Genomic DNA, 18,620 nt, shown 5'->3' on the forward strand with positions numbered 1-18,620 from the left:
GAGAAAGCGATGAGCGACAATCTGAAGAGGCTCTCGGACGAGGGCGTGTCGATCTGGCTGGACGACATCAGCCGCGAGCGCCTGAGCACCGGCAACCTGGAGAAGCTGGTCCGGGAGCGGAACGTCGTCGGCGTCACGTCCAACCCGACGATCTTCGCCAAGGCGCTGAGCAAGGGCAGCGCCTACGACGACCAGGTCCGCGACCTCGCGGCGCGCGGCGTGGACGTCGAGGAGGCGTCCCGCGCGATCACCACCTACGACATCCGCTGGGGCTGCGACGTGCTCCGCCCGGTGTACGACCGGACGGAGGGCCTGGACGGCCGCGTCTCGATCGAGGTCGACCCGCGGCTGGCCCGCGACACCCGCCGGACGCTCGCGGAGGCGCGCGCGCTGTGGTGGCTGGTGGACCGGCCCAACCTGTACATCAAGATCCCGGCGACGGAGGAGGGCCTGCCGGCCATCACCGCGGCGCTCGCGGAGGGCATCAGCGTGAACGTGACGCTGATCTTCTCGCTGGAGCGCTACGGCCGGGTCATCGACGCGTTCTTCGCCGGCCTGGAGCAGGCCCGGGAGAACGGCCACGACCTGTCGAAGATCGCCTCGGTGGCGTCCTTCTTCGTCAGCCGGGTCGACACCGAGATCGACAAGCGCCTGGACAAGATCGGCTCGGACGGGGCCGGGGCGCTGCGCTCCAAGGCGGGCGTCGCCAACGCCCGGCTCGCGTACGCGCTGTACGAGGACAGGTTCGGCACGGACCGGTGGAAGGCGCTGAAGGACGCCGGGGCCCGTCCCCAGCGCCCGCTGTGGGCGTCGACCGGTGTGAAGGACCCGGACCTCCCCGACACCCTGTACGTCGTCGAGCTTGTCGCGCCGGGGACGGTCAACACGATGCCGGAGGCGACCCTGGACGCGGTCGCCGACCACGGCCAGGTGCGCGGCGACGCCGTCCGGGACGCCTACGACGACGCCCGCGCGCACATGGCCGCGCTGAAGGAGGCCGGCGTCGACTACGACGACGTCGTGAGGGTCCTGGAGGAGGAGGGTGTGGACAAGTTCGCGGCCTCCTGGAAGGAACTGCTCGACACCATCACCGGCGAGCTGGAGGACAAGAAGGACGACGCATGACCTCGGTGGTGACCGCCGGGGGGATCTCGGTCACCATCCGCGGCGCGGTCGTCGACGAGAGCGAGACGGTCCTGGACCGCCTCGTCTCCGACGGCGTGCCGGGGTCGCTGACGTCCCGGAACGCCAAGCTGTGGGGGCCCGACGCGGCCCCCCTCGCCGCCCGCCGGCTCGGCTGGCTGGGCCTGCCGGAGACCTCGCGGTCCCTGCGGGACCGGCTGGCCGGCCTGGCGGCCGACGCCCGCGGCGCCGGCCTCGACCGGATCGTGCTGGCCGCGTCCGGGGGGACCGCGCTGGCCGCCGACGCGATCTGCCGCACGGCGGGCGCCGGGCTGACCGTCCTCGACACCACCGATCCGCACGAGGTGTCGGGCGTCCTCGCCGGGGACCTGGACCGGACGCTGGTGGTGGTCGCGGACGACAGCGCCGAGGCCGGGGCGCTGCGGCGCGTCTTCGGGCGCGCGTTCTCCGCGGCCGGGCTGCGCGGCGCGGATCTGGCGCGCCGGTTCGTCGTCGTCGCCGAGGAGGGGTCCGCGCTCGAACGCGCCGCCCGCGAGACCGGCCACCATCTCGTCCTGGCCGAACCCGACGTGGACGGGCGCTTCGGCGCTCTCGGCGCCCGGACGCTGGTGCCGGCGATGCTCGCGGGCGTGGACGCCGACGTCCCGCTGGACGAGGCGTCCCGGTTCGCGGCGGCGCTGCGGCAGCCCTACGACAACCCGGCACTGGCGCTCGGCGCGGCACTGGGATCGTCGGCGCTGGGGGCCCGCGACAAGCTGGTGATCGCCGACCTCGGTTCCGGCCTGGCCGGGTTCGCCGCGTGGGCGGAGCAGCTGGTCGCCGGAGCGATGGGCAAGGACGGCAAGGGCCTGCTCCCGGTGGCGGTGGAGAGCGTCGACTCCCCCGGGTTCGAGCTGACCGACGACCTGCGGCGGATCGTCCTCGGCCGGCGGCCGGACGACCCGGGCCCGGGCCGGGAGGCGGGGGTGACCGTCGCCGGGCCGCTCGGCGCGCAGTTCCTGCTGTGGGAGTACGCGGTCGCGGTGGCGTGCCGGGTGATCGGCGTCGACCCGTTCGCCGAGCCGGACGTCGGCGAGTCGCGGGAGAGTACGGCGGCGCTGCTGCGGTCGGAGGAGGGCACGGCGCCGACGGTCCTGCGCAGGCCGCCGGAACTGGTCGAGGGCGCGGTCGAGGTCCACGCCCCGGAGGGCGGGCTGCGCGGCGCGCGGACGCTGGCGGAGGCGCTGGAGACGCTCCTGGAGGACGTCCGGGACGGCGGCTACCTCGCCGTCCTCGCGTACCTGAGCCGTCAGGGCGATGCCGCGGCCGCCGGGCTGCGGCCGCTGCTGGCCGCACGCGGCTCCGAGGTCCGCAAGCGCGCGGTCCCGGTGACGTTCGGCTGGGGGCCCCGCTACCTGCACACCGCCGGCCAGTACCACAAGGGCGGGCCGCCCGGCGGAACGTTCCTGCAGATCACGGGCGCGGTCGCCGAGGACGTCCCGGTGCCGGGCCGGCCGTACACCCTGGGCGAACTGCAACTGGCTCAGGCGTTCGGCGACCTGCGCGTGCTGCGCTCGCTGGGGCGCCCCGCCGTCCGGCTCCACCTTCGCGACCGGACCGAGGGCATCGCGCAGCTCACCCGGGCGCTCGGCTGAGCCCGCTTCTCCCGCCGGCCCGGACGCAGGGCGACCGGTCCCGTCCGGGATGCGACCAAGAAGATCGAGGGAGATGGTCGCGGATGCCCTTTCTCTCCTGAAACGATGGGGGCCGGGAGGGAACGGTGTCCGGATTCGACGTACTGACGCGCGGCGAGGTGCTGGACTCGGCGCTGCAGGCGAGGGACTACCTCGTGAGCTGCGGCGTCCCCGGCGCGCTGGCCGCCAAGGACCCCCGGCTGTGGGGGCGGCGGGCGGTGGACCACAGCCGGCTGGGCTGGCTCGACCTGCCCTTCGCCTCCCGCGGCCTGCTGAACCAGGTGAACGGCCTGGTCTCGGAGGCGCGCTACTCGGGCCTCGACCACATCGTGCTGATCGGTGTCGGCGCGGAGAGCCTCGCCGCCCAGGCGATCATGGAGGCGCACGCGCCCGCGCTCGCCGGCGCCGGGGCGGGCGCGGCCGGCCCCGGCGAGGGCGACCGCCCGGCGGGCGAGCTGACCGTCCTGGACGGCGGCGACACCGCCGCGCTGGCGTTCGCCATGGAGCGGCTCGACCGGACGCTGGTCGTGCTGGCGAGCAAGGCGGGCGTGTCGCTGGAGGGCGACGCCTACCGCAGGATCTTCTCGGCCGCGTTCCGCGAGCGGGGCCTGTCCGAGCGGGAGATCGCGGGGCGGTTCCTGGTCATCACCGACCACGGCAGCCCGCTGCACGACTTCGCCCGGCAGTGCGGGTACCGGATCGGGCTGACCGACCCGTACCTGCCCGGGCACTACGGCGCCCTGTCGGCGTACGGGCTCGTCCCGGCGGTGCTGGCGGGCGCGGACGCCGACCGGCTGCTGGAGGAGGCGGCGTCCCTGGTGCCGTCGCTGGCCAAGGACGAGGACAACCCGGGCCTGCTGCTCGGCGCGGTCCTCGGCGGCAGCGCGCAGCAGGGGCCCGACGGCATCGCCCGCGACAAGGTGCTGCTGCGCGAGCCCGGCGGCTCGGGCGCGCTGACCTCGTGGATCACCCAGCTCCTCGCGGTCGGCACCGGCAAGCGGGGCCGCGGCGTGCTGGCGTTCGAGCCGCCCGGCGGCAAGGGCGACTTCCCCGACGTGCACGGCGTGTCGGTCAACCCGCGGTCGGCGGCGCAGGACGAGTCCGACACGTCGGTGTGGGCGCCGCTCGGCGCGCAGTTCCTGCTGTGGGAGTACGCGACGGCGGTCGCCGGGTGGCTGCTCGGGGTGAACCCGTTCGAGGCGGGCAGCACGGTCGTCCAGGAGGCCGAGGACGACGCGGCGACGCTGCTGCGCACGGCCGGCGGCGGGCCGCTCACCTCCGAGCGGCCCGTGTACGTCGAGGACGACATCGAGGTGCACGCCGACTTCCCGTGGCCGCCCGGGGCCGAGCTGCGGACCGTCCTCGGCGGGCTGGTCGCGGCCGTCCCGTCCGACGGCTACCTGGCGGTGATGACGTACCTGTCGGGCGACTTCTCCGGCCGCTACCTCGCGCCGTCGCTGGCCCGCGCGTCCGGCCGCCCGGTCGCCTACGGGCCGGGCCCGGGATACCCGCACGCGACCGGGCCCGTCCACAAGGACGGCCCCGGCAACGGCGCGTTCCTGATCATCACCGGCGACCCGGCGCCGGGCGACGAGCTCGCCGCGCATCCCGTGCCGGGCCGCCCCTACAGCCTGGCGCAGCTGCAGATCGCGCGGGCGCTCGGCGAGCTGCGGGCGCTGCGCGAGCGCAGGCTGCCGGTGATCCGGCTGCACCTGCGCAACCCGGTGGAGGGCACGGAGCGGCTTCTCGAGGCGGTGCGGGCGGTCGCGGGGGCGCGCCGGCCGTGAGCTTCACCGCCGTCGTCTCGGGGGAGACGGCCATCACCGCCCGCGGGCCGCTCAAGGAGGACGCCGAGCGGGTGCTCGGCCGGCTCTGGATCGACCAGGTCCCGGTGCGCCTGGCGTCGGAGGACGCGTCGCTGTGGCCGTCCGCGGCCACCGCCGGGGTGGACGGCCGTCCGCTGTGCTGGCCGGGCCAGCCGGGGCCCGGCCGCGCCGTCCTGGACCGTGCCGAGGAGCTGCGCGCACACGCGCGCGAAGCCGGGCTGACCGAGGTCGTGCTGCTCGGCGGCGGCGCCCCGGCCCGCGCCGCCGAGCTGATCGTCAACGCCCACCGGGGCGCCACAGGCCGGGGCCCGTCGCCGCTCACCGTGCTGGACGGGCCCGAACCCGGGCCGCTGCTGCGCATCCGGGAGGACGGGGAGCGGCTCGACCGGACGATGGTCGTCGTCACCGGCGACGACGCCGGCACCGAGACGCTCCGGCAGGTGTTCGCGGAGGCGCTGGCGGACCACGGCCTGTCCCCCGCCGAGGCGGAGCGCCGGTTCGTCACGGTCGCCGAGCCGGGCGCCGCCGCCGCCAAGCACGCGATGGAGGCGGGGCACCCGCTGGTGGAGGCGCCCGCCGCCACCGCGTTCGGCGCCCTGTCCCCCTACGCGCTGGTGCCGGCCGCGCTGGCCGGGGTCGGCGTCCGGACGCTGCTGGAGGAGGCCACCGCCGTCCTGCCGTCGCTGACCCGGCCGGAGAACAACCCGGGCCTCGTCCTCGGCGCGATCCTCGGCGGCGCGGTCCGCGCCGGGCGGCGGGCGGCCGTGCTCGGCGGCCGGCCGGAGGCGCTGCCCGGCATCGCCGGGTGGGTCGCCGCGCTGCTGGAGGAGACGACCGGCGGCCTGCTGACCCCGGTCGTCCAGACCGGCGGCATGCCGATCGTCCCCGCCGACGACCTGTTCCTGGTGGCGTTCGGCGGCCGCCCCCACCAGGACGACGCCACCGTCGCCGGGCCGCTCGCCGCGCTGCTCGTCGTCTGGGAGTACGCCGCCGCCGTCGCCTGCTACCTGCTGGACGCCGACCCGCTCGTGCCGGCGAGCCGCCCGGCCCCGATGACGCTGGACGACGGGACCGGCGAGCCGCTGTTCGCCGACGGCGACCCGGGCCGGGCCGTGGAGGTGCACACGACCGTCCCCGCGCTCGCCGGCGCGTCCGGGCTGGAGGAACTGCTGGACGCGCTGGCCCGCGGGGTCGGCGCGGGCGGGCACCTCGCGCTCGTCGCCTACCTGGATCCCGGCGAGGCGGGCGGCGGCCAGGGCGCGCAGGTGCGCCGGCTGGCCGCGCTCCTCGCGGCCCGCTGCGGCCGCCCGGTCACGGTGGGCTGGGGCGCCCGGCCGCCCGCGCCCGGGAATGATCGACCCGACCCGGGCGTATACCTCCTCGTGACCGGGAACGTCGTCCGCGACGTACCGGTCCCCGGCCGGCACCACCGGCTCGGCATGCTGCAGCTCGCGCGGGCGCTCGGGGACGCCCGCGACGCGCGCGCGGCGGGCAGCCCGGTGGTACGGCTCCATCTGCAGAACCGCTGGGCGGGGCTCACCCGGCTGCTCGACGCGGCCCGGGGCGACGGGTGAGCGCGCGCCGCGGGCGGCGGGCGGGGCCCCGGACGGGGAGTCGACGATTGCGGCCCGCCGGACGAGTTGGGGCAGGATGCTTGCAGCAGTACTAGGAGCAGAAGCAGAAGAAGGCGCAGTGCTAACTGAGGGGGCCACGTGACCAACACAGCCAATCCGCTCCGCGACCCGCGGGACAAGCGCCTGCCGCGGGTGGCGGGGCCGTGCGTGCTCGTGCTGTTCGGGGTCACCGGGGACCTGTCGCGCAAGAAGCTGCTCCCCGCCATCTACGACCTGGCGAACCGCGGGCTGCTGCCGCCGGGCTTCTCCCTGGTGGGCTTCGCGCGCCGCGACTGGGAGCACGAGGACTTCCGCCAGATCGCCTACGAGTCGGTGAAGGCGCACGCCCGGACGCCGTTCCGCGAGGACGTGTGGACGCACCTGTCGGAGGGCATGCACTTCGTCCCCGGCACGTTCGACGACGCGGGGGCGTTCGACGCCCTGTCGATGGCGGTCAAGGAGCTGGACGAGAGCCGCGGCACGGGCGGCAACTACGCCTTCTACCTGTCGATACCGCCGAGGGCGTTCCCGCAGGTCGTCGAGCAGCTGCAGCGCAGCGGGCTCGCCGACCGCGAGGAGGGCGCCTGGCGCCGGGTCGTCATCGAGAAGCCGTTCGGCCGCGACCTGAAGACCGCGCAGGAGCTGAACGACACCGTGCACCGCGTCTTCCCCGAGGAGTCGATCTTCCGGATCGACCACTACCTCGGCAAGGAGACGGTGCAGAACATCCTGGCGCTGCGGTTCGCCAACACGATGTTCGAGCCGATCTGGAACCGCTCGTTCGTCGACCACGTGCAGATCACGATGGCCGAGGACATCGGGATCGGCGGCCGGGCCGGCTACTACGACGGCATCGGCGCCGCCCGCGACGTCATCCAGAACCACCTGCTGCAACTGCTGGCGCTGACCGCGATGGAGGAGCCCACCTCCTTCCAGGCGGAGGCGGTCCGCGCGGAGAAGGCCAAGATCCTGTCGGCGGTGCGGGTGGCCGGCGACCTCGCCGACTCGACCGCGCGCGGGCAGTACGCGGCGGGCTGGCAGGGCGGCGTGAAGGTCAACGGGTACCTGGACGAGGACGGCATCCCCGCCGACTCCCGCACCGAGACCTACGCCGCGGTGAAGCTGGAGATCGACAACCGCCGCTGGGCGGGCGTCCCGTTCTACCTGCGCACCGGCAAGCGGCTCAGCCGCCGGGTGACGGAGGTGGCGATGGTGTTCCAGCAGGCGCCGCACCTTCCGTTCTCGCACACCGACACCGAGGAGCTCGGGCAGAACGCCCTGGTGATGCGGGTGCAGCCGGACGAGGGCATCACGGTCCGGTTCGGCTCGAAGGTGCCCGGCACCTCGATGGAGATCCGGGACGTCAACATGGACTTCGCCTACGGGGAGTCGTTCACCGAGGCGTCCCCGGAGGCCTACGAGCGGCTGCTGCTGGACGTGCTGATCGGCGACCCGCCGCTGTTCCCCCGGCAGGAGGAGGTCGAGCTGTCCTGGCGGATCCTCGACCCGATCGAGGAGTACTGGGCGAGCCGGGGCGGCCTCGACCAGTACAAGTCCGGCGGCTACGGACCCGACAGCGCCGACGAGCTGATGGCGCGCGACGGGCGCACTTGGAGGCGGCTCTAGATGAACATCGATCTCACCGGCACCACCACCCGGAAGATCCAGGACGCGCTGACCCAGTCCCGGCATCTGATGGGCGGCCCGGCCGTCGGGATGGTGCTCACCCTGATCATCGTGACGGACGAGTCGGCGCAGTACGACGCGGTGCGGGCCGCGACGGAGGCGGCGCGGGAGCACCCGTACCGGGTGCTGACCGTCATCTCGCGGGACCCGCGGGGCAACTCCTCCCGGCTGGACGCCGAGATCCGCATGGGCGAGACCGGCCCCGGCGAGACGGTGCTGCTGCGCATGTACGGGCCGCTCGCCGAGCACGCCGACTCGGTCGTCGTGCCGCTGCTGATGCCCGACACGCCGGTGGTGACGTGGTGGCCGGGCGGCAAGGTGCCGAAGGTCCCGGCGAAGGACCCGCTCGGCGTGCTCGCGCAGCGCCGGGTGACCGACTCCTACGCGGCGCGCGACCGGCTCGGCACCCTCGCCCAGCTCGCCGAGGGGTACCGGCCGGGCGACACCGACTTCACCTGGACGCGGCTGACGTCGTGGCGGTCGCTGCTGGCCGCGGCGCTCGACCAGGACCACGACGAGATCACCGGCGGCGAGGTGCTGGCCGAGCCGGACTCGCCGAGCGCGGAGCTGCTCGCGGCGTGGCTGTCGATCCGGCTCGGCGTCCCGGTGGACCGGACGGTCTCCGAGGGGCCCGGCATCACCGGGGTCCGGCTGGCGACGTCCGGCGGCGACATCGTGATCCACCGCCCGGACGGGCGGGTGGCGACGCTGTGCCGTCCCGGCCAGCCCGACCGGCAGGTGTCGCTGATGCGGCGCCCGATGGCCGAGCTGCTGGCCGAGGAGCTGCGGCGCCTGGACCCCGACGAGGTCTACCAGGAGGCCGCCGCGCGGTTCGCCAAGGACCTCGCGGGCGGGACGGAGGAGCCGGGCGTGGCGAGCGAGCCGGTGTCGGCGACCGCCGAGGCCGCCGGGAAGGAGGCGGCCAAGCCGCCGCGCTCCAGGTCGGCGGCGAAGAAGCCGCGCGGCGGGTCGGGGGCCGGATGACCCCCCCGGCGGTCCTGGTCCACCGGGACCAGGACGTCCTCGCCGAGGCCGCCGCGGCGAGGCTGGTGACGCGGATCGCCGACGCCCAGGCGGCGCGCGGCTCGGCGTCGGTCGTGCTGACCGGCGGCGGCGTCGGCACGGCGGTGCTCGCCGCGCTGGCCGCCGCCGGCGCCCGGGACGCGGTCGACTGGGGCCGGCTCGACCTGTGGTGGGGCGACGAGCGGTTCGTGCCCCGCGGCGACCCCGAGCGCAACGAGACCGGGGCCCGCGCGGCGCTGCTCGACCGCGTGCCGGTCGACCCGGCGCGGGTGCACGCCATGCCGGCGCCGGACGACCCCGGCGGCGACGACCCGGAGGCGGCGGCCGAGCGGTACGCCGCCGAGCTTCGGGCCGCCGCGGGCGCCGGGGGCTCCGTGCCGCCGTTCGACGTGCTGATGCTGGGCGTCGGCCCCGACGCGCATGTGGCGTCGCTGTTCCCCGAGATGGCGGGACCGCGGGAGGAGAAGCTCTCGGTGGTGGCGGTGCGGGGCGCGCCGAAGCCGCCCCCGACCCGGATCTCGCTGACGTTCCCCGCCCTGCGGGCCGCGCGGGAGGTGTGGATCCTGGCGGCGGGCGAGTCGAAGGCGGAGGCCGTCCGGCTGGGGCTCTCCCCGGAGGCGGAACCCGAGCGGGTCCCGTGCGCCGGCGCGCGCGGCCGGGAACGCACCCTGTTCCTGCTGGACAACGCCGCCGCATCCGGCCTCCCACCAGGCAGGGAAAGCGCGGCGCCCGCTTGACCCTGCGCTGGGGAACGCCCGCGCTTCCTGAGAGAACGGTGAACAGTCCTCGCGGTTTCGCATGCCTCGCGTAAAACCGTGCATACCCTGACCAAGGGATAGCCCGCGTCGAGCGTGAGGAGTTCTCAGGTGCTCAAGGGTCGGACCGGGACGGCAGGTGCGGCGATCATCGGCGCGGTGGTGATCGCCGCGGCGGGCTGCTCGTCCGGCGGAGACGGCGGCAAGGGCGGGGACGGCGGCGGCAAGGGCGGAGACGCCGTGAAGCTGGCCATCGCGCCGGCGACCGGCACCAAGCAGGCCGCGCCCGACAAGCCCGTCACGGTCACCGCCGCCAACGGGAAGCTGACGAGCGTGACCCTCACCTACGGCAAGAAGAAGACCAAGGCCGAGGGCGCGCTCGCGCAGGACCGCACCTCGTGGAAGTCGGCGTGGACGCTGCGGCCCTCGACCACCTACACGGTCACCGCGCAGGGCACGGGCGACGACGGCAAGCAGGTCACCGCCACGTCCACGTTCACGACCCTGACGCCGCAGAAGAAGCTGGAGAGCGGCATGTCGCCGCTGGACGGCGAGACCGTCGGCGTCGGCATGCCGGTGCAGTTGCTGCTGTCCAGGCCCGTGAGCACCAAGGCCGGCAAGGTGGCGGTCGAGAAGGCGCTCGAGGTCCGCATGTCCAAGCCGGTCGAGGGCGCCTGGTACTGGGTCAGCGACAAGGAGGTCGACTTCCGGCCCCGCGAGTACTGGCCGTCCGGCCAGAAGGTGGAGGTCGTCGCGCACCTGGCGGGCCTGAAGGCCGGCGAGGGCATGTACGGGATGAAGGACCGCAGCGTCGGCTTCACGGTGGGCCCGCGGCACGTCACCACGATCGACGCCAAGAAGCACCGCGCGACGGTGACCGACGGCGGCAAGACCGTGCGGACGATGAGGGTCAGCCTGGGCAAGCCGGGCCACGACAGCTACAGCGGCACGATGATCGCCCAGGAGAAGGCGGCGAAGATCATCATGGACTCGGCCACCACCGGGAACCCGGGCGAGTACCGGATCCCGACCAAGTGGAACGTCCGCCTCACCTACAGCGGGACGTTCGTCCACTCGGCGCCGTGGTCCACCGACTCGCAGGGCAACGACAACGTCAGCCACGGGTGCGTGAACGCCTCGCCCTCGGACGCCAAGTGGTTCTACGACTTCACCAACCGCGGCGACATCGTGAAGGTGACCGGAACGTCGCGGCAGCTGCGGTTCGGGAACGGCCCGACCCCGTGGGCGAAGGACTGGGACGGCTGGCTCGCCGGCAGCGCGACCGGCAAGCCGGTCACGGGCGCTCCGTTGAAGTGAGGTGGGCCAGGCAGGCGCCGGGTTCGGCGAACGGCTCCAGCCGGTCGGCCGCGACGGGGGCGTCCAGCTCCGCCAGCGCCCCCTGCATGATCCCCAGGTGGACGTCGCAGACCAGCGGCCCGTACTCCTCGGCCAGCTCGAGGAACGGGCAGTGCCGGAGCCGGATGACGTCGCCGTCGTGGCGCGGGGCGAAGTCGAGGTCGTCCAGAAGCGCGGTGAGGCGGCCGGTGGCCTCCTCACCCGTCATCGGCCGGAACGGCGGAGGACGCTCCACGAGGTAGCGGCCCCACTCCCGTCCGGCCCGAGCGGCGTCGCCGCGGGCGGCGGCGCCCTCGGAGGCCAGCCGGCTGAGCAGGATCTGGGCGAGCAGGCGGTAGCCGCGGGCGCCGCCGCGGTCCATGCCGGGCCGCGGGGCGTAGACGGTCCGCGGGCGGCCCGGACCGGAGGCCTGCTCGACGGTGCGCTCGACCGCGCCCTCGGCGGCGAGGGCGTCCAGGTGGAAGCGCGCGGTGTTGACGTGGACGCCGAGGCGTTCGGCGACCTCGGTGACGCCGAGCGGGGCGCCCTCGTCGCGCAGGACGTCCAGGACCTCTCGGCGGCGCGAGGACTGCTCGGGGCGGGGGCGTTCGGACGGCATGCCGCTCATCCTCCCCCCGCCGGCGGCAGCGCCGCGATCAGGGGGTGGTCGCGGTCGAGCGCGCCCAGCTTGCCCGCGCCTCCGGGCGAGCCCAGGTCGTCGAAGAACTCGGCGTTGGCGGCGGTGTAGGCCTTCCACTTCTCCGGGAGGTCGTCCTCGTAGTAGATCGCCTCGACCGGGCACACCGGCTCGCACGCGCCGCAGTCGACGCACTCGTCCGGGTGGATGTAGAGCATGCGCTCGCCCTCGTAGATGCAGTCGACCGGGCATTCGTCGACGCAGGCGCGGTCCTTGACGTCCACGCACGGCTCGGCGATCACATAGGTCACGGCGCCCTCCTCGCGAATTAATACAATACTACATGTATTAATTGTGCGAGCGAGGGCGCCGCCCGTCAGCCACCCGCGGGGCAGGCCAGGTCGCCGGCGGGCAGCCGGCCGGTGGCCAGGTAGCCGTTGACCGTGTCACGAACGCAGGTGTTCGGGTATCCGCGCTGGTAGGGCGCGTGCACGTCGGCGTCCAGCGTGATCATCCGGGAGCCCGGCAGCAGCCGGTGGAGGGCCCGGCTGCTCGCGTAGGTCGTCCGGGTGTCGCCGGTCGCCGCGACCATCAACGCCGGCAGGCGCCCGCCGACCGAGGTCGGCGGCTCGGCGGGGCGCACCGGCCAGAACGCGCACGGGCCGACGTTGCGGGTGAGCGGCGCGAACACCGGGCTGGCCCCCCGGTTCCGCTGGATGTCGCGCCAGTAGGCCGCGGGGTCGCGCGGCGCGGCCGCGTCCCCGCAGATGATCGCGCTCTGCCCGCTCCCGTAGCGGGACTCGGCGCCGGTCAGCAGGAACGCCAGTTCCTCGTCCAGTTCCTCGGTCGGCTCGGCGGGCTCGCCGCCCGCGGCCTTCGCGAAGACGCGCACCGACTCCGCCAGGACGGCCCTGGCCCGGTCCTCGTCGGTGCCGAGGTTGTCGAACAGGACGACCGGCAGCGTCGTGTCGTCCACCCGGTACCGGCCGACGGCGAGGGGCTCGCGGGCGGACGCCTCGACGAGCCCGCGCACCGTCCCGAGGACCTCCGCGCGGGAGGCGCCGAGGCCGTACTCGCCGTCGCGCTCCGCCGCCCACGCCGCCCAGGAGCCGAGCGCGTGGTCGTTGGCCCGCTCGGTCCCGGCCAGGAGCCGCGGGCTCCACGCGGCCGGATCGACCGAGCTGTCCAGGACGACGCGGTCGAGCCTGCCCGGGAACATCGTCGCGTACACGGACCCGAGATAGGTGCCGTAGGAAGCGCCGTTGTACGACACCTTCCGCTCCCCGAGGACGCCCCGGACGACGTCCATGTCCCGGGCGATGTCGCGCGTGCTGATGTGCGGGAGGAGGCCCGCGTTCGTCCGCGCGCACCGCCGGGCGAGGTCCCTGGCGAACGCGGTGGACCGGGCGAAGGAGCGGCGGCTCTCCCCCGCCGACCTGATCCAGGTGGCGGCGGGCCAGCCGCAGTCGACCGCGGCGCTGCGGCCGAGGGAGCGCGGGTCCATGCCGACCAGGTCGTACCGGGGCCCGGCCGCGCCCATGAGGTCGCGCATGTAGGGCGGCATGTCGATGGCCGGGCCCGGCCCGCCGCCGTTGAGGATCATCGTCCCGATCCGGTGTGCCCGGTCGGACGCCGCGAGCCGGGAGATCGCGATCTCGATCGTGCGCCCGCCGGGGTCGGTGTAGTCGAGCGGCACGGTCACGTCCGCGCACTTCGCCCCGGCCTTGTCGAGCTCCTCGCCCACCTGGTCGCCGGGCCCGAGCGTGCACGCCGTCCAGGCCAGGCGCTGGTGGTAGAAGCGGTCGAGGCCGCCCTCCCCCGGTCTCGCCGCCGGTTCCGCCGCCGCCGATCCGGCGGGCACCGCCAGTGCCGCCGCCACGGCCAGTCCCGCCGCGGCGGCCAGTCTCCTCGTCATCGTCGCTCCGTTCATCGCGGGTCGCAGAAGGCCGTCTCGCCGAGCCTCATCTGGTCGTCGAACGTCTCCTTGGTGGTCACGTTCTCGTTGAGGACGACGGAGGCGCGGCGCCCCGACGGCGCGACGCCGGAGACCGTGATGTAGCCGCCGATGCCGCCGGCGTGCCCCCACCAGGAGCCGCCGCAGCGCAGCGGCGTCCCGATGAAGCCGAGGCCGTAGGACGCGCCCTCCCACAGGCGGTCCGGATCGGCGGGCACGGTGCGCTTCATCTCCGCGAGCATCGCCGGCGGCAGCAGCCGGCCGCCCAGCAGGGCCGCGAAGAAGGCGTTCATGTCCTGGGCGCTGGAGATCAGCGCGCCGCCCGCCCACCCGACGCTCAGGTTCATCGCGGTGTAGTCGGACCGCCGGACGGTCCCGCCGCGCTCCTCGCGGACGTAGCCGCGCGCGTGCGGCCCCCTGATGCGCGTCTCGTCGCCCGGCCAGTAGGTGTCGCGGAGCCGCAGCGGCCCGATGATCCGGTGCCGCACCTCGTCCTCCAGGGTGCGCCCGGTCACCTTCTCGACCAGGAGCCCCGCGATGGGGTAGTTGGTGGTCGAGTAGTGCCAGCGGGTCTCGGGACGCGGCAGCGCCAGCGCGCGCTCCACCAGTACGGCGGGTTCGAAATGCCGGAAGCGGAACTCCTCGATGGTCTCGAAGGTGTCCATGTGGTCGGGCAGGCCGCTGGTGTGCCGCAGCAGGCTCCGCACGGTGATCGTCCGGCCGTCGTAGCCGTTGCGGTCGATCAGGCCGGGCAGGTAGCAGTGCACCGGGGCGTCCAGCGAGATCCGGCCCTCCCCGGCCAGCGCGGGGCTGTCGGCGCAGCCGGACGTCCCGCCCGGCGCCGCGACGGCGGCACCGGTCACCGCGGCCCCGGCCGCGAGTACCGCGACCGGCCGGCCCGCCGTGCGGTGCCACCGCCTGGTCTCCGTCGTCGTCATGTGCGCTGACGCTAGGCGGGCGCGTCCGGCGAAACACTCCGGTGATCACCCGGAACCGGGCTCCGGGCAGCGGTCCGCCGCACGGTGGGGGCTACCCCATGGAGAAACCCGCGGCGGGGGTTGACGTGTATTGATTGGTATATCAATAATGAACCCATGGCGACGACACGAGGCAGCCGCAGACCCACCGCCGAAGAACGCCGCGACCAGGTGCTCGAAGTCGGGATCAGCGTGTTCGCCGAGTTCGGGTACCACGCCACGAAGACCGCCGACATCGCCAAGCGGGCCGGCATCTCCCAGCCCTACATCTACGCCCTGTTCGACGACAAGAAGGCCCTGTTCCTCGCCTGCCTGCAACGCTCGCGCGAGCAGATCAGGGACGCGTTCGCGGCGGCCTGGACGCCCCGCGACACCCCGGAGGAGACGCTCGCCGTGCTCGGCCGGACCTACCGCGGCCTCCTCGGCGACACCGACGCGCGGCGCCTCCAGATGCAGGGGTACGCCGCCTCCGCCGATCCGGAGATCCGCGAGTTCATGAGGCGCGGTTTCATGGAGGTCTCCGACATGCTCAGGGAGCGGACGGGGGCCGACCACGCGACGGTGGCGCGCTTCATGGCCGCCGGCAACCTGCTCAACCTCGGCGCGGTGCTCGACCTCCCGTCCGAGTACATCGACATGGTCTTCTGACCCCCCGTCCCGCCACGGCAGGACTCCTTTTCGGCACCGTATTTATAGGTCTATCAATCAATAGGAGCCCGCAGTGTCCTCCCCCACCACATCGCTCACCGCGCCGAAGAGCGCATCGCCCATCGGGCAGGCGCCCGCCGCCTACCCGCGCCGCTGGTACACGCTGGCCGTGCTGTGCCTGTCACTGCTGGTGATCGTCGTCGACACGACGATCGTCAACGTAGCGATCCCCACCCTGGCCTCCTCGCTCGGTGTCGGCGCCGGGGCGCTGGCCTGGATCGTCGACTCCTACACCCTGGTCTTCGCCGCCCTGCTGCTGCCCGCCGGAACCCTCGGCGACCGGTTCGGCCGGCACCGCGCGCTCACCGCCGGGATGCTCGTGTTCGGCGCCGGATCGCTCGGCGCCGCGGTGTCGTCCACCGCCGCGCAACTGATCGCCGCCCGCGCGGTCATGGGCGTCGGCGCCGCACTGATCATGCCCGCGACGCTGGCGCTGCTGACCGCCGTGTTCACCGACCCGCGCGAGCGGGCCAGGGCGATCGGCCTGTGGTCGGCGGTGAGCGGCCTCGGCGTCGCGATCGGCCCGACGGCGGGCGGCTGGCTGCTCCAGCACTACTCGTGGGGCGCGATCTTCGCGGTGAACCTGCCGGTCGTCCTCGTCGCGCTGGTCGCGGGCCGGTTCCTCGTGCCGGCCTCGTCGGCGCCGCACCGGCCGCGGATCGACGCGACCGGCGCGGTCCTCGCCGCGGCCGGGCTGGGTTCGCTCACCTACGCGGTCATCCAGGCGGGCGAGAGCGGCTGGGCCACGTCCGGGACGCTGCTGCGCTTCGCGGCCGCGCTCGTCTTGCTGGCGGCCTTCGGCGTCTCGCAGGTGCGCGGCGCCCACCCGATGCTGGATCTGAGCCTGTTCCGGGACGGCCGGTTCACCGCCGCCGCGGTCTCGGTGATGGTGCTGTTCTTCGGGCTCGCCGGAGTCACCTTCGTGCTCACCCAGATCTACCAGTTCGTCCTGGGCTACTCGCCGCTGGAGGCCGGGGTCCGGTCGCTGCCCGGCGCGCTCGCGCTGACCGTCGCGTCCCCCGCCGGGACCCGGCTCGCCGCCCGGTTCGGGATCCGCGCCGCGATGACGTCCGGGCTGCTGGCCGCCGCCGCGGGGCTGGGGTTCTTCGCCACCGCGTCCGGCGGGACCGGCTACGTCCACTACATGACCGCGTCGGTGGTGCTGTGCGCCGGGATCGGGCTGACCATGGCCCCGGCCACCCAGTCGGTCATGTCCTCGCTGCCGCCCGCCAAGACCGGCGTCGGCTCGGCGGTCAGCAACACCACCCGCAACCTCGGCACCGTCCTCGGCGTCGCGGTCGTCGGCAGCATCGCCGCCACCGCCTACTCCGGCTCCATGCCGGACGGCGCCGCGGGCGAGTCGGTCGGCTCCGCCGCCGGGATCGCGCGGCACCTGCCCGCGCCCGCCGCGGCCTCGCTGCGGGAGACCGCCGCGCAGGCGTTCGTCCACGGCGCCGGCCTCGGCGTGCTGGTCACGGCGGCCGTCATCCTGGTCACCGCGGCGCTCGCCGTCCGGTACCTGCCCGGCCGCGGCTGAGCCGACCGCCCGGAGGGGCCGCGCGGGCATCCCGTGCGGCCCCTCCGGCACGCCCGCATACCAAAGTCGATGGCGCCGCGACCTGCGGCCACTGCCGGAAACGGGCCGCCTGGCTACCGTTGGGCCCGTGACCCCAAGGCGATCGTGGCGCGAATGGCTGGACGACGCGGCGCTGGCCGTCATCGCGGCGCTGCTCGGCGCGCTGCTCCTCCTCGGCACGGTGGAGGACCCGCCCTCGGGCGAGACGATCTCCGTTCCGCGCGACCTGGCGTTCGGCGGGCTGCACTGCGTGGCCCTCCTGCTGTTCCGCCGCCGCTACCCGGTCGCCGTCGCGGTGACGATGACCTTCACGCAGTGGTCCGCGACCTCGGCCCTCGGCGCCACCGCCATCGCGATGTACTCCCTGGCGATGCTGCGCCCCTGGCGGACGCTCCTGCCGATCGCCGCGGCGAACCTCGCGCTGATCCTGGCGCTGTTCCGGATCACCTCGCCCGACCACCAGTTCCGCCAGGGCGCCGTCACGTTCGCGCTCCTGTACGCGGTGCTGATCACCGCGGGGATGCTCGTCCGCTCCCGCCGCCAGCTGATCGCGTCGCTGGAGGAGCGGGCCCGCGCCGCCGAGACCGAGCAGCGGCTGCGGGTCGAGGAGGCCCGGCTGCTGGAGCGCGAGCGCATCGCCCGCGAGATGCACGACGTCCTGGCGCACCGGATCTCGCTGCTGGCGGTGCACGCGGGGGCGCTGGAGTTCCGCCCGGACGCGCCCGCCGACCAGCGCGAGGCGGCCGGGATCATCCGGCAGAGCGCCTACGAGGCGATGGAGGACCTGCGCGAGGTGATCGGCGTGCTGCGGGACGACGCGGCCGGCGCGGAGCCCGAGCGGCCCCAGCCGACGCTCGGCGACGTGGCCGCGCTCGTCCAGGAGTCGCGGCGCGCCGGGGGCCGCGTCACGCTGGAGGAGGACGTCCCGAAGCCGGACCGGATCCCGTCCCGGGTCGGGCGGCACGCCTACCGGATCGTCCAGGAGGGGCTGACCAACGCGCGCAAGCACGCGCCGGGCGCCCGGGTCAGGGTGACCCTCGCCGCCGGGAGCGACCTGGACATCGAGATCGTCAACGCCCTGCCGCCGGGCCCGCCGGCGCTCCCGCTGCCCGGTTCCGGCGCGGGGCTCGTCGGGCTCGCCGAACGCGTGGCCCTGCTGGGCGGGACGCTGGAGCACGGCCGCACCGGGGACGGCCGGTTCCGGCTGCGCGCCCGCCTCCCGCTGGAGACCGCGCATGGCGCCGGGGCCGCTGGGAAGGGTGATACGCATGGCAGCGAACTCCTCTGAGCGGCCGGTGCTGGAAGAACTCGACCGCGCCGAGTGCCTGCGGCTCATCTCCGGGGGCGCCATCGGCCGCGTCGCGTTCGACGACGGCGAGGGGCCGACGGTCATCCCGGTGAACTACGCCGTCGCCGGCGACGCGGTGGTCTTCCGGACGTCGGTGTCCGGGCGGCTGAGCCACAGCCTGCTGACGTCCGTGGTCGGCGGCGAGGTACGGGCGGCGTTCCAGGTCGACCGGTTCGACGAGGCGAGCCACGAGGGCTGGAGCGTGCTCCTGCGCGGCGGCGCCCATCCCCTGACGGAGGAGGAGAAGGCCGAGGTCCCGCGGCTCGAGTCCTGGCCCGGCGGCGACCGGGAGGCGTGGTTCCGGCTCGCGGCGACGGAGGTCAGCGGACGCCGCCTGCGCCGGCCCTGACCCGGCCCGCGGGCCGT

16 protein-coding genes are annotated in these 18,620 nt (G+C 74.7%); 12 read left to right on the forward strand and 4 right to left on the reverse strand.

From position 1 onward, the window contains the following. Window positions 1-9: 9 nt before the first annotated feature. From tal to BM339_RS39270, 8 genes are all read left to right on the forward strand, one after another. Window positions 10-1,125, forward strand: coding sequence for a transaldolase (gene tal / locus BM339_RS39235; protein ID WP_075024169.1), 1,116 nt, complete (start codon window positions 10-12; stop codon window positions 1,123-1,125). Then, window positions 1,122-2,777 carry a glucose-6-phosphate isomerase gene (locus tag BM339_RS39240; RefSeq protein ID WP_075024170.1) on the forward strand — a complete coding sequence of 552 codons (1,656 nt, stop codon included), beginning with the start codon at window positions 1,122-1,124 and terminating at the stop codon, window positions 2,775-2,777. The genes tal and BM339_RS39240 overlap by 4 nt, the downstream gene beginning before the upstream one ends. Window positions 2,778-2,902: 125 nt before the next feature. Next, a complete protein-coding gene (locus BM339_RS39245) occupies window positions 2,903-4,603 on the forward strand; it encodes a phosphoheptose isomerase (RefSeq protein ID WP_024935128.1) in 1,701 nt (566 codons plus the stop codon). Next, window positions 4,600-6,216: a hypothetical protein gene (locus tag BM339_RS39250; RefSeq protein WP_024935127.1), complete on the forward strand. Its 1,617-nt coding sequence runs from the start codon at window positions 4,600-4,602 to the stop codon at window positions 6,214-6,216. The genes BM339_RS39245 and BM339_RS39250 overlap by 4 nt, the downstream gene beginning before the upstream one ends. A 138-nt stretch (window positions 6,217-6,354) precedes the next feature. Beyond that, a complete protein-coding gene (zwf, locus tag BM339_RS39255; RefSeq protein ID WP_021600164.1) occupies window positions 6,355-7,881 on the forward strand; it encodes a glucose-6-phosphate dehydrogenase in 1,527 nt (508 codons plus the stop codon). Beyond that, window positions 7,882-8,925, forward strand: a complete 1,044-nt coding sequence (opcA, locus tag BM339_RS39260) for a glucose-6-phosphate dehydrogenase assembly protein OpcA (RefSeq protein WP_075024171.1) — start codon at window positions 7,882-7,884, stop codon at window positions 8,923-8,925. Then, window positions 8,922-9,701: a 6-phosphogluconolactonase gene (pgl, locus tag BM339_RS39265; RefSeq protein ID WP_075024172.1), complete on the forward strand. Its 780-nt coding sequence runs from the start codon at window positions 8,922-8,924 to the stop codon at window positions 9,699-9,701. The genes opcA and pgl overlap by 4 nt, the downstream gene beginning before the upstream one ends. 129 nt (window positions 9,702-9,830) lie before the next feature. Then, the gene (locus BM339_RS39270; RefSeq protein ID WP_021599584.1) at window positions 9,831-11,036 is read left to right on the forward strand and encodes a L,D-transpeptidase; all 1,206 of its coding nucleotides are present in this window, start codon (window positions 9,831-9,833) and stop codon (window positions 11,034-11,036) included. Here BM339_RS39270 and BM339_RS39275 read toward each other — a convergent pair. From BM339_RS39275 to BM339_RS39290, 4 genes are all read right to left on the reverse strand, one after another. After that, complete coding sequence (locus BM339_RS39275) at window positions 11,014-11,673, reverse strand: helix-turn-helix transcriptional regulator (protein WP_075024173.1); 660 nt, start codon at window positions 11,671-11,673, stop codon at window positions 11,014-11,016. The two genes, BM339_RS39270 and BM339_RS39275, sit on opposite strands and share 23 nt — an antisense overlap. A 5-nt stretch (window positions 11,674-11,678) precedes the next feature. Beyond that, window positions 11,679-12,002 (reverse strand): ferredoxin, encoded by a 324-nt coding sequence (fdxA, locus tag BM339_RS39280; RefSeq protein ID WP_021599582.1) that lies wholly within the window; start codon window positions 12,000-12,002, stop codon window positions 11,679-11,681. Between the two features lie 65 nt (window positions 12,003-12,067). Next, the gene (locus BM339_RS39285; protein ID WP_075024217.1) at window positions 12,068-13,606 is read right to left on the reverse strand and encodes an alpha/beta hydrolase; all 1,539 of its coding nucleotides are present in this window, start codon (window positions 13,604-13,606) and stop codon (window positions 12,068-12,070) included. 11 nt (window positions 13,607-13,617) lie between these two features. Next, entirely contained in the window at window positions 13,618-14,583 is a 966-nt protein-coding gene (locus tag BM339_RS39290) for a serine hydrolase domain-containing protein (protein ID WP_075024174.1), read from the reverse strand. Between the two features lie 156 nt (window positions 14,584-14,739). Between BM339_RS39290 and BM339_RS39295 the strand changes: the two genes are divergently transcribed. The 4 genes from BM339_RS39295 to BM339_RS39310 all read left to right on the forward strand — a co-directional run bounded on the left by BM339_RS39295 (window position 14,740) and on the right by BM339_RS39310 (window position 18,603). Next, entirely contained in the window at window positions 14,740-15,270 is a 531-nt protein-coding gene (locus tag BM339_RS39295; RefSeq protein WP_075024175.1) for a TetR/AcrR family transcriptional regulator, read from the forward strand. Window positions 15,271-15,343: 73 nt separating this feature from the next. Continuing rightward, window positions 15,344-16,867: a DHA2 family efflux MFS transporter permease subunit gene (locus BM339_RS39300; protein WP_075024176.1), complete on the forward strand. Its 1,524-nt coding sequence runs from the start codon at window positions 15,344-15,346 to the stop codon at window positions 16,865-16,867. Between the two features lie 127 nt (window positions 16,868-16,994). Continuing rightward, the gene (locus tag BM339_RS39305) at window positions 16,995-18,194 is read left to right on the forward strand and encodes a sensor histidine kinase (RefSeq protein ID WP_075024177.1); all 1,200 of its coding nucleotides are present in this window, start codon (window positions 16,995-16,997) and stop codon (window positions 18,192-18,194) included. Then, a complete protein-coding gene (locus BM339_RS39310) occupies window positions 18,175-18,603 on the forward strand; it encodes a pyridoxamine 5'-phosphate oxidase family protein (protein WP_024935122.1) in 429 nt (142 codons plus the stop codon). Before BM339_RS39305 ends, BM339_RS39310 begins: the two co-directional genes overlap by 20 nt. Window positions 18,604-18,620: the final 17 nt, after the last annotated feature.

The sequence above is a fragment of the Actinomadura madurae genome, from assembly GCF_900115095.1.
Lineage (GTDB): Bacteria > Actinomycetota > Actinomycetes > Streptosporangiales > Streptosporangiaceae > Spirillospora > Spirillospora madurae.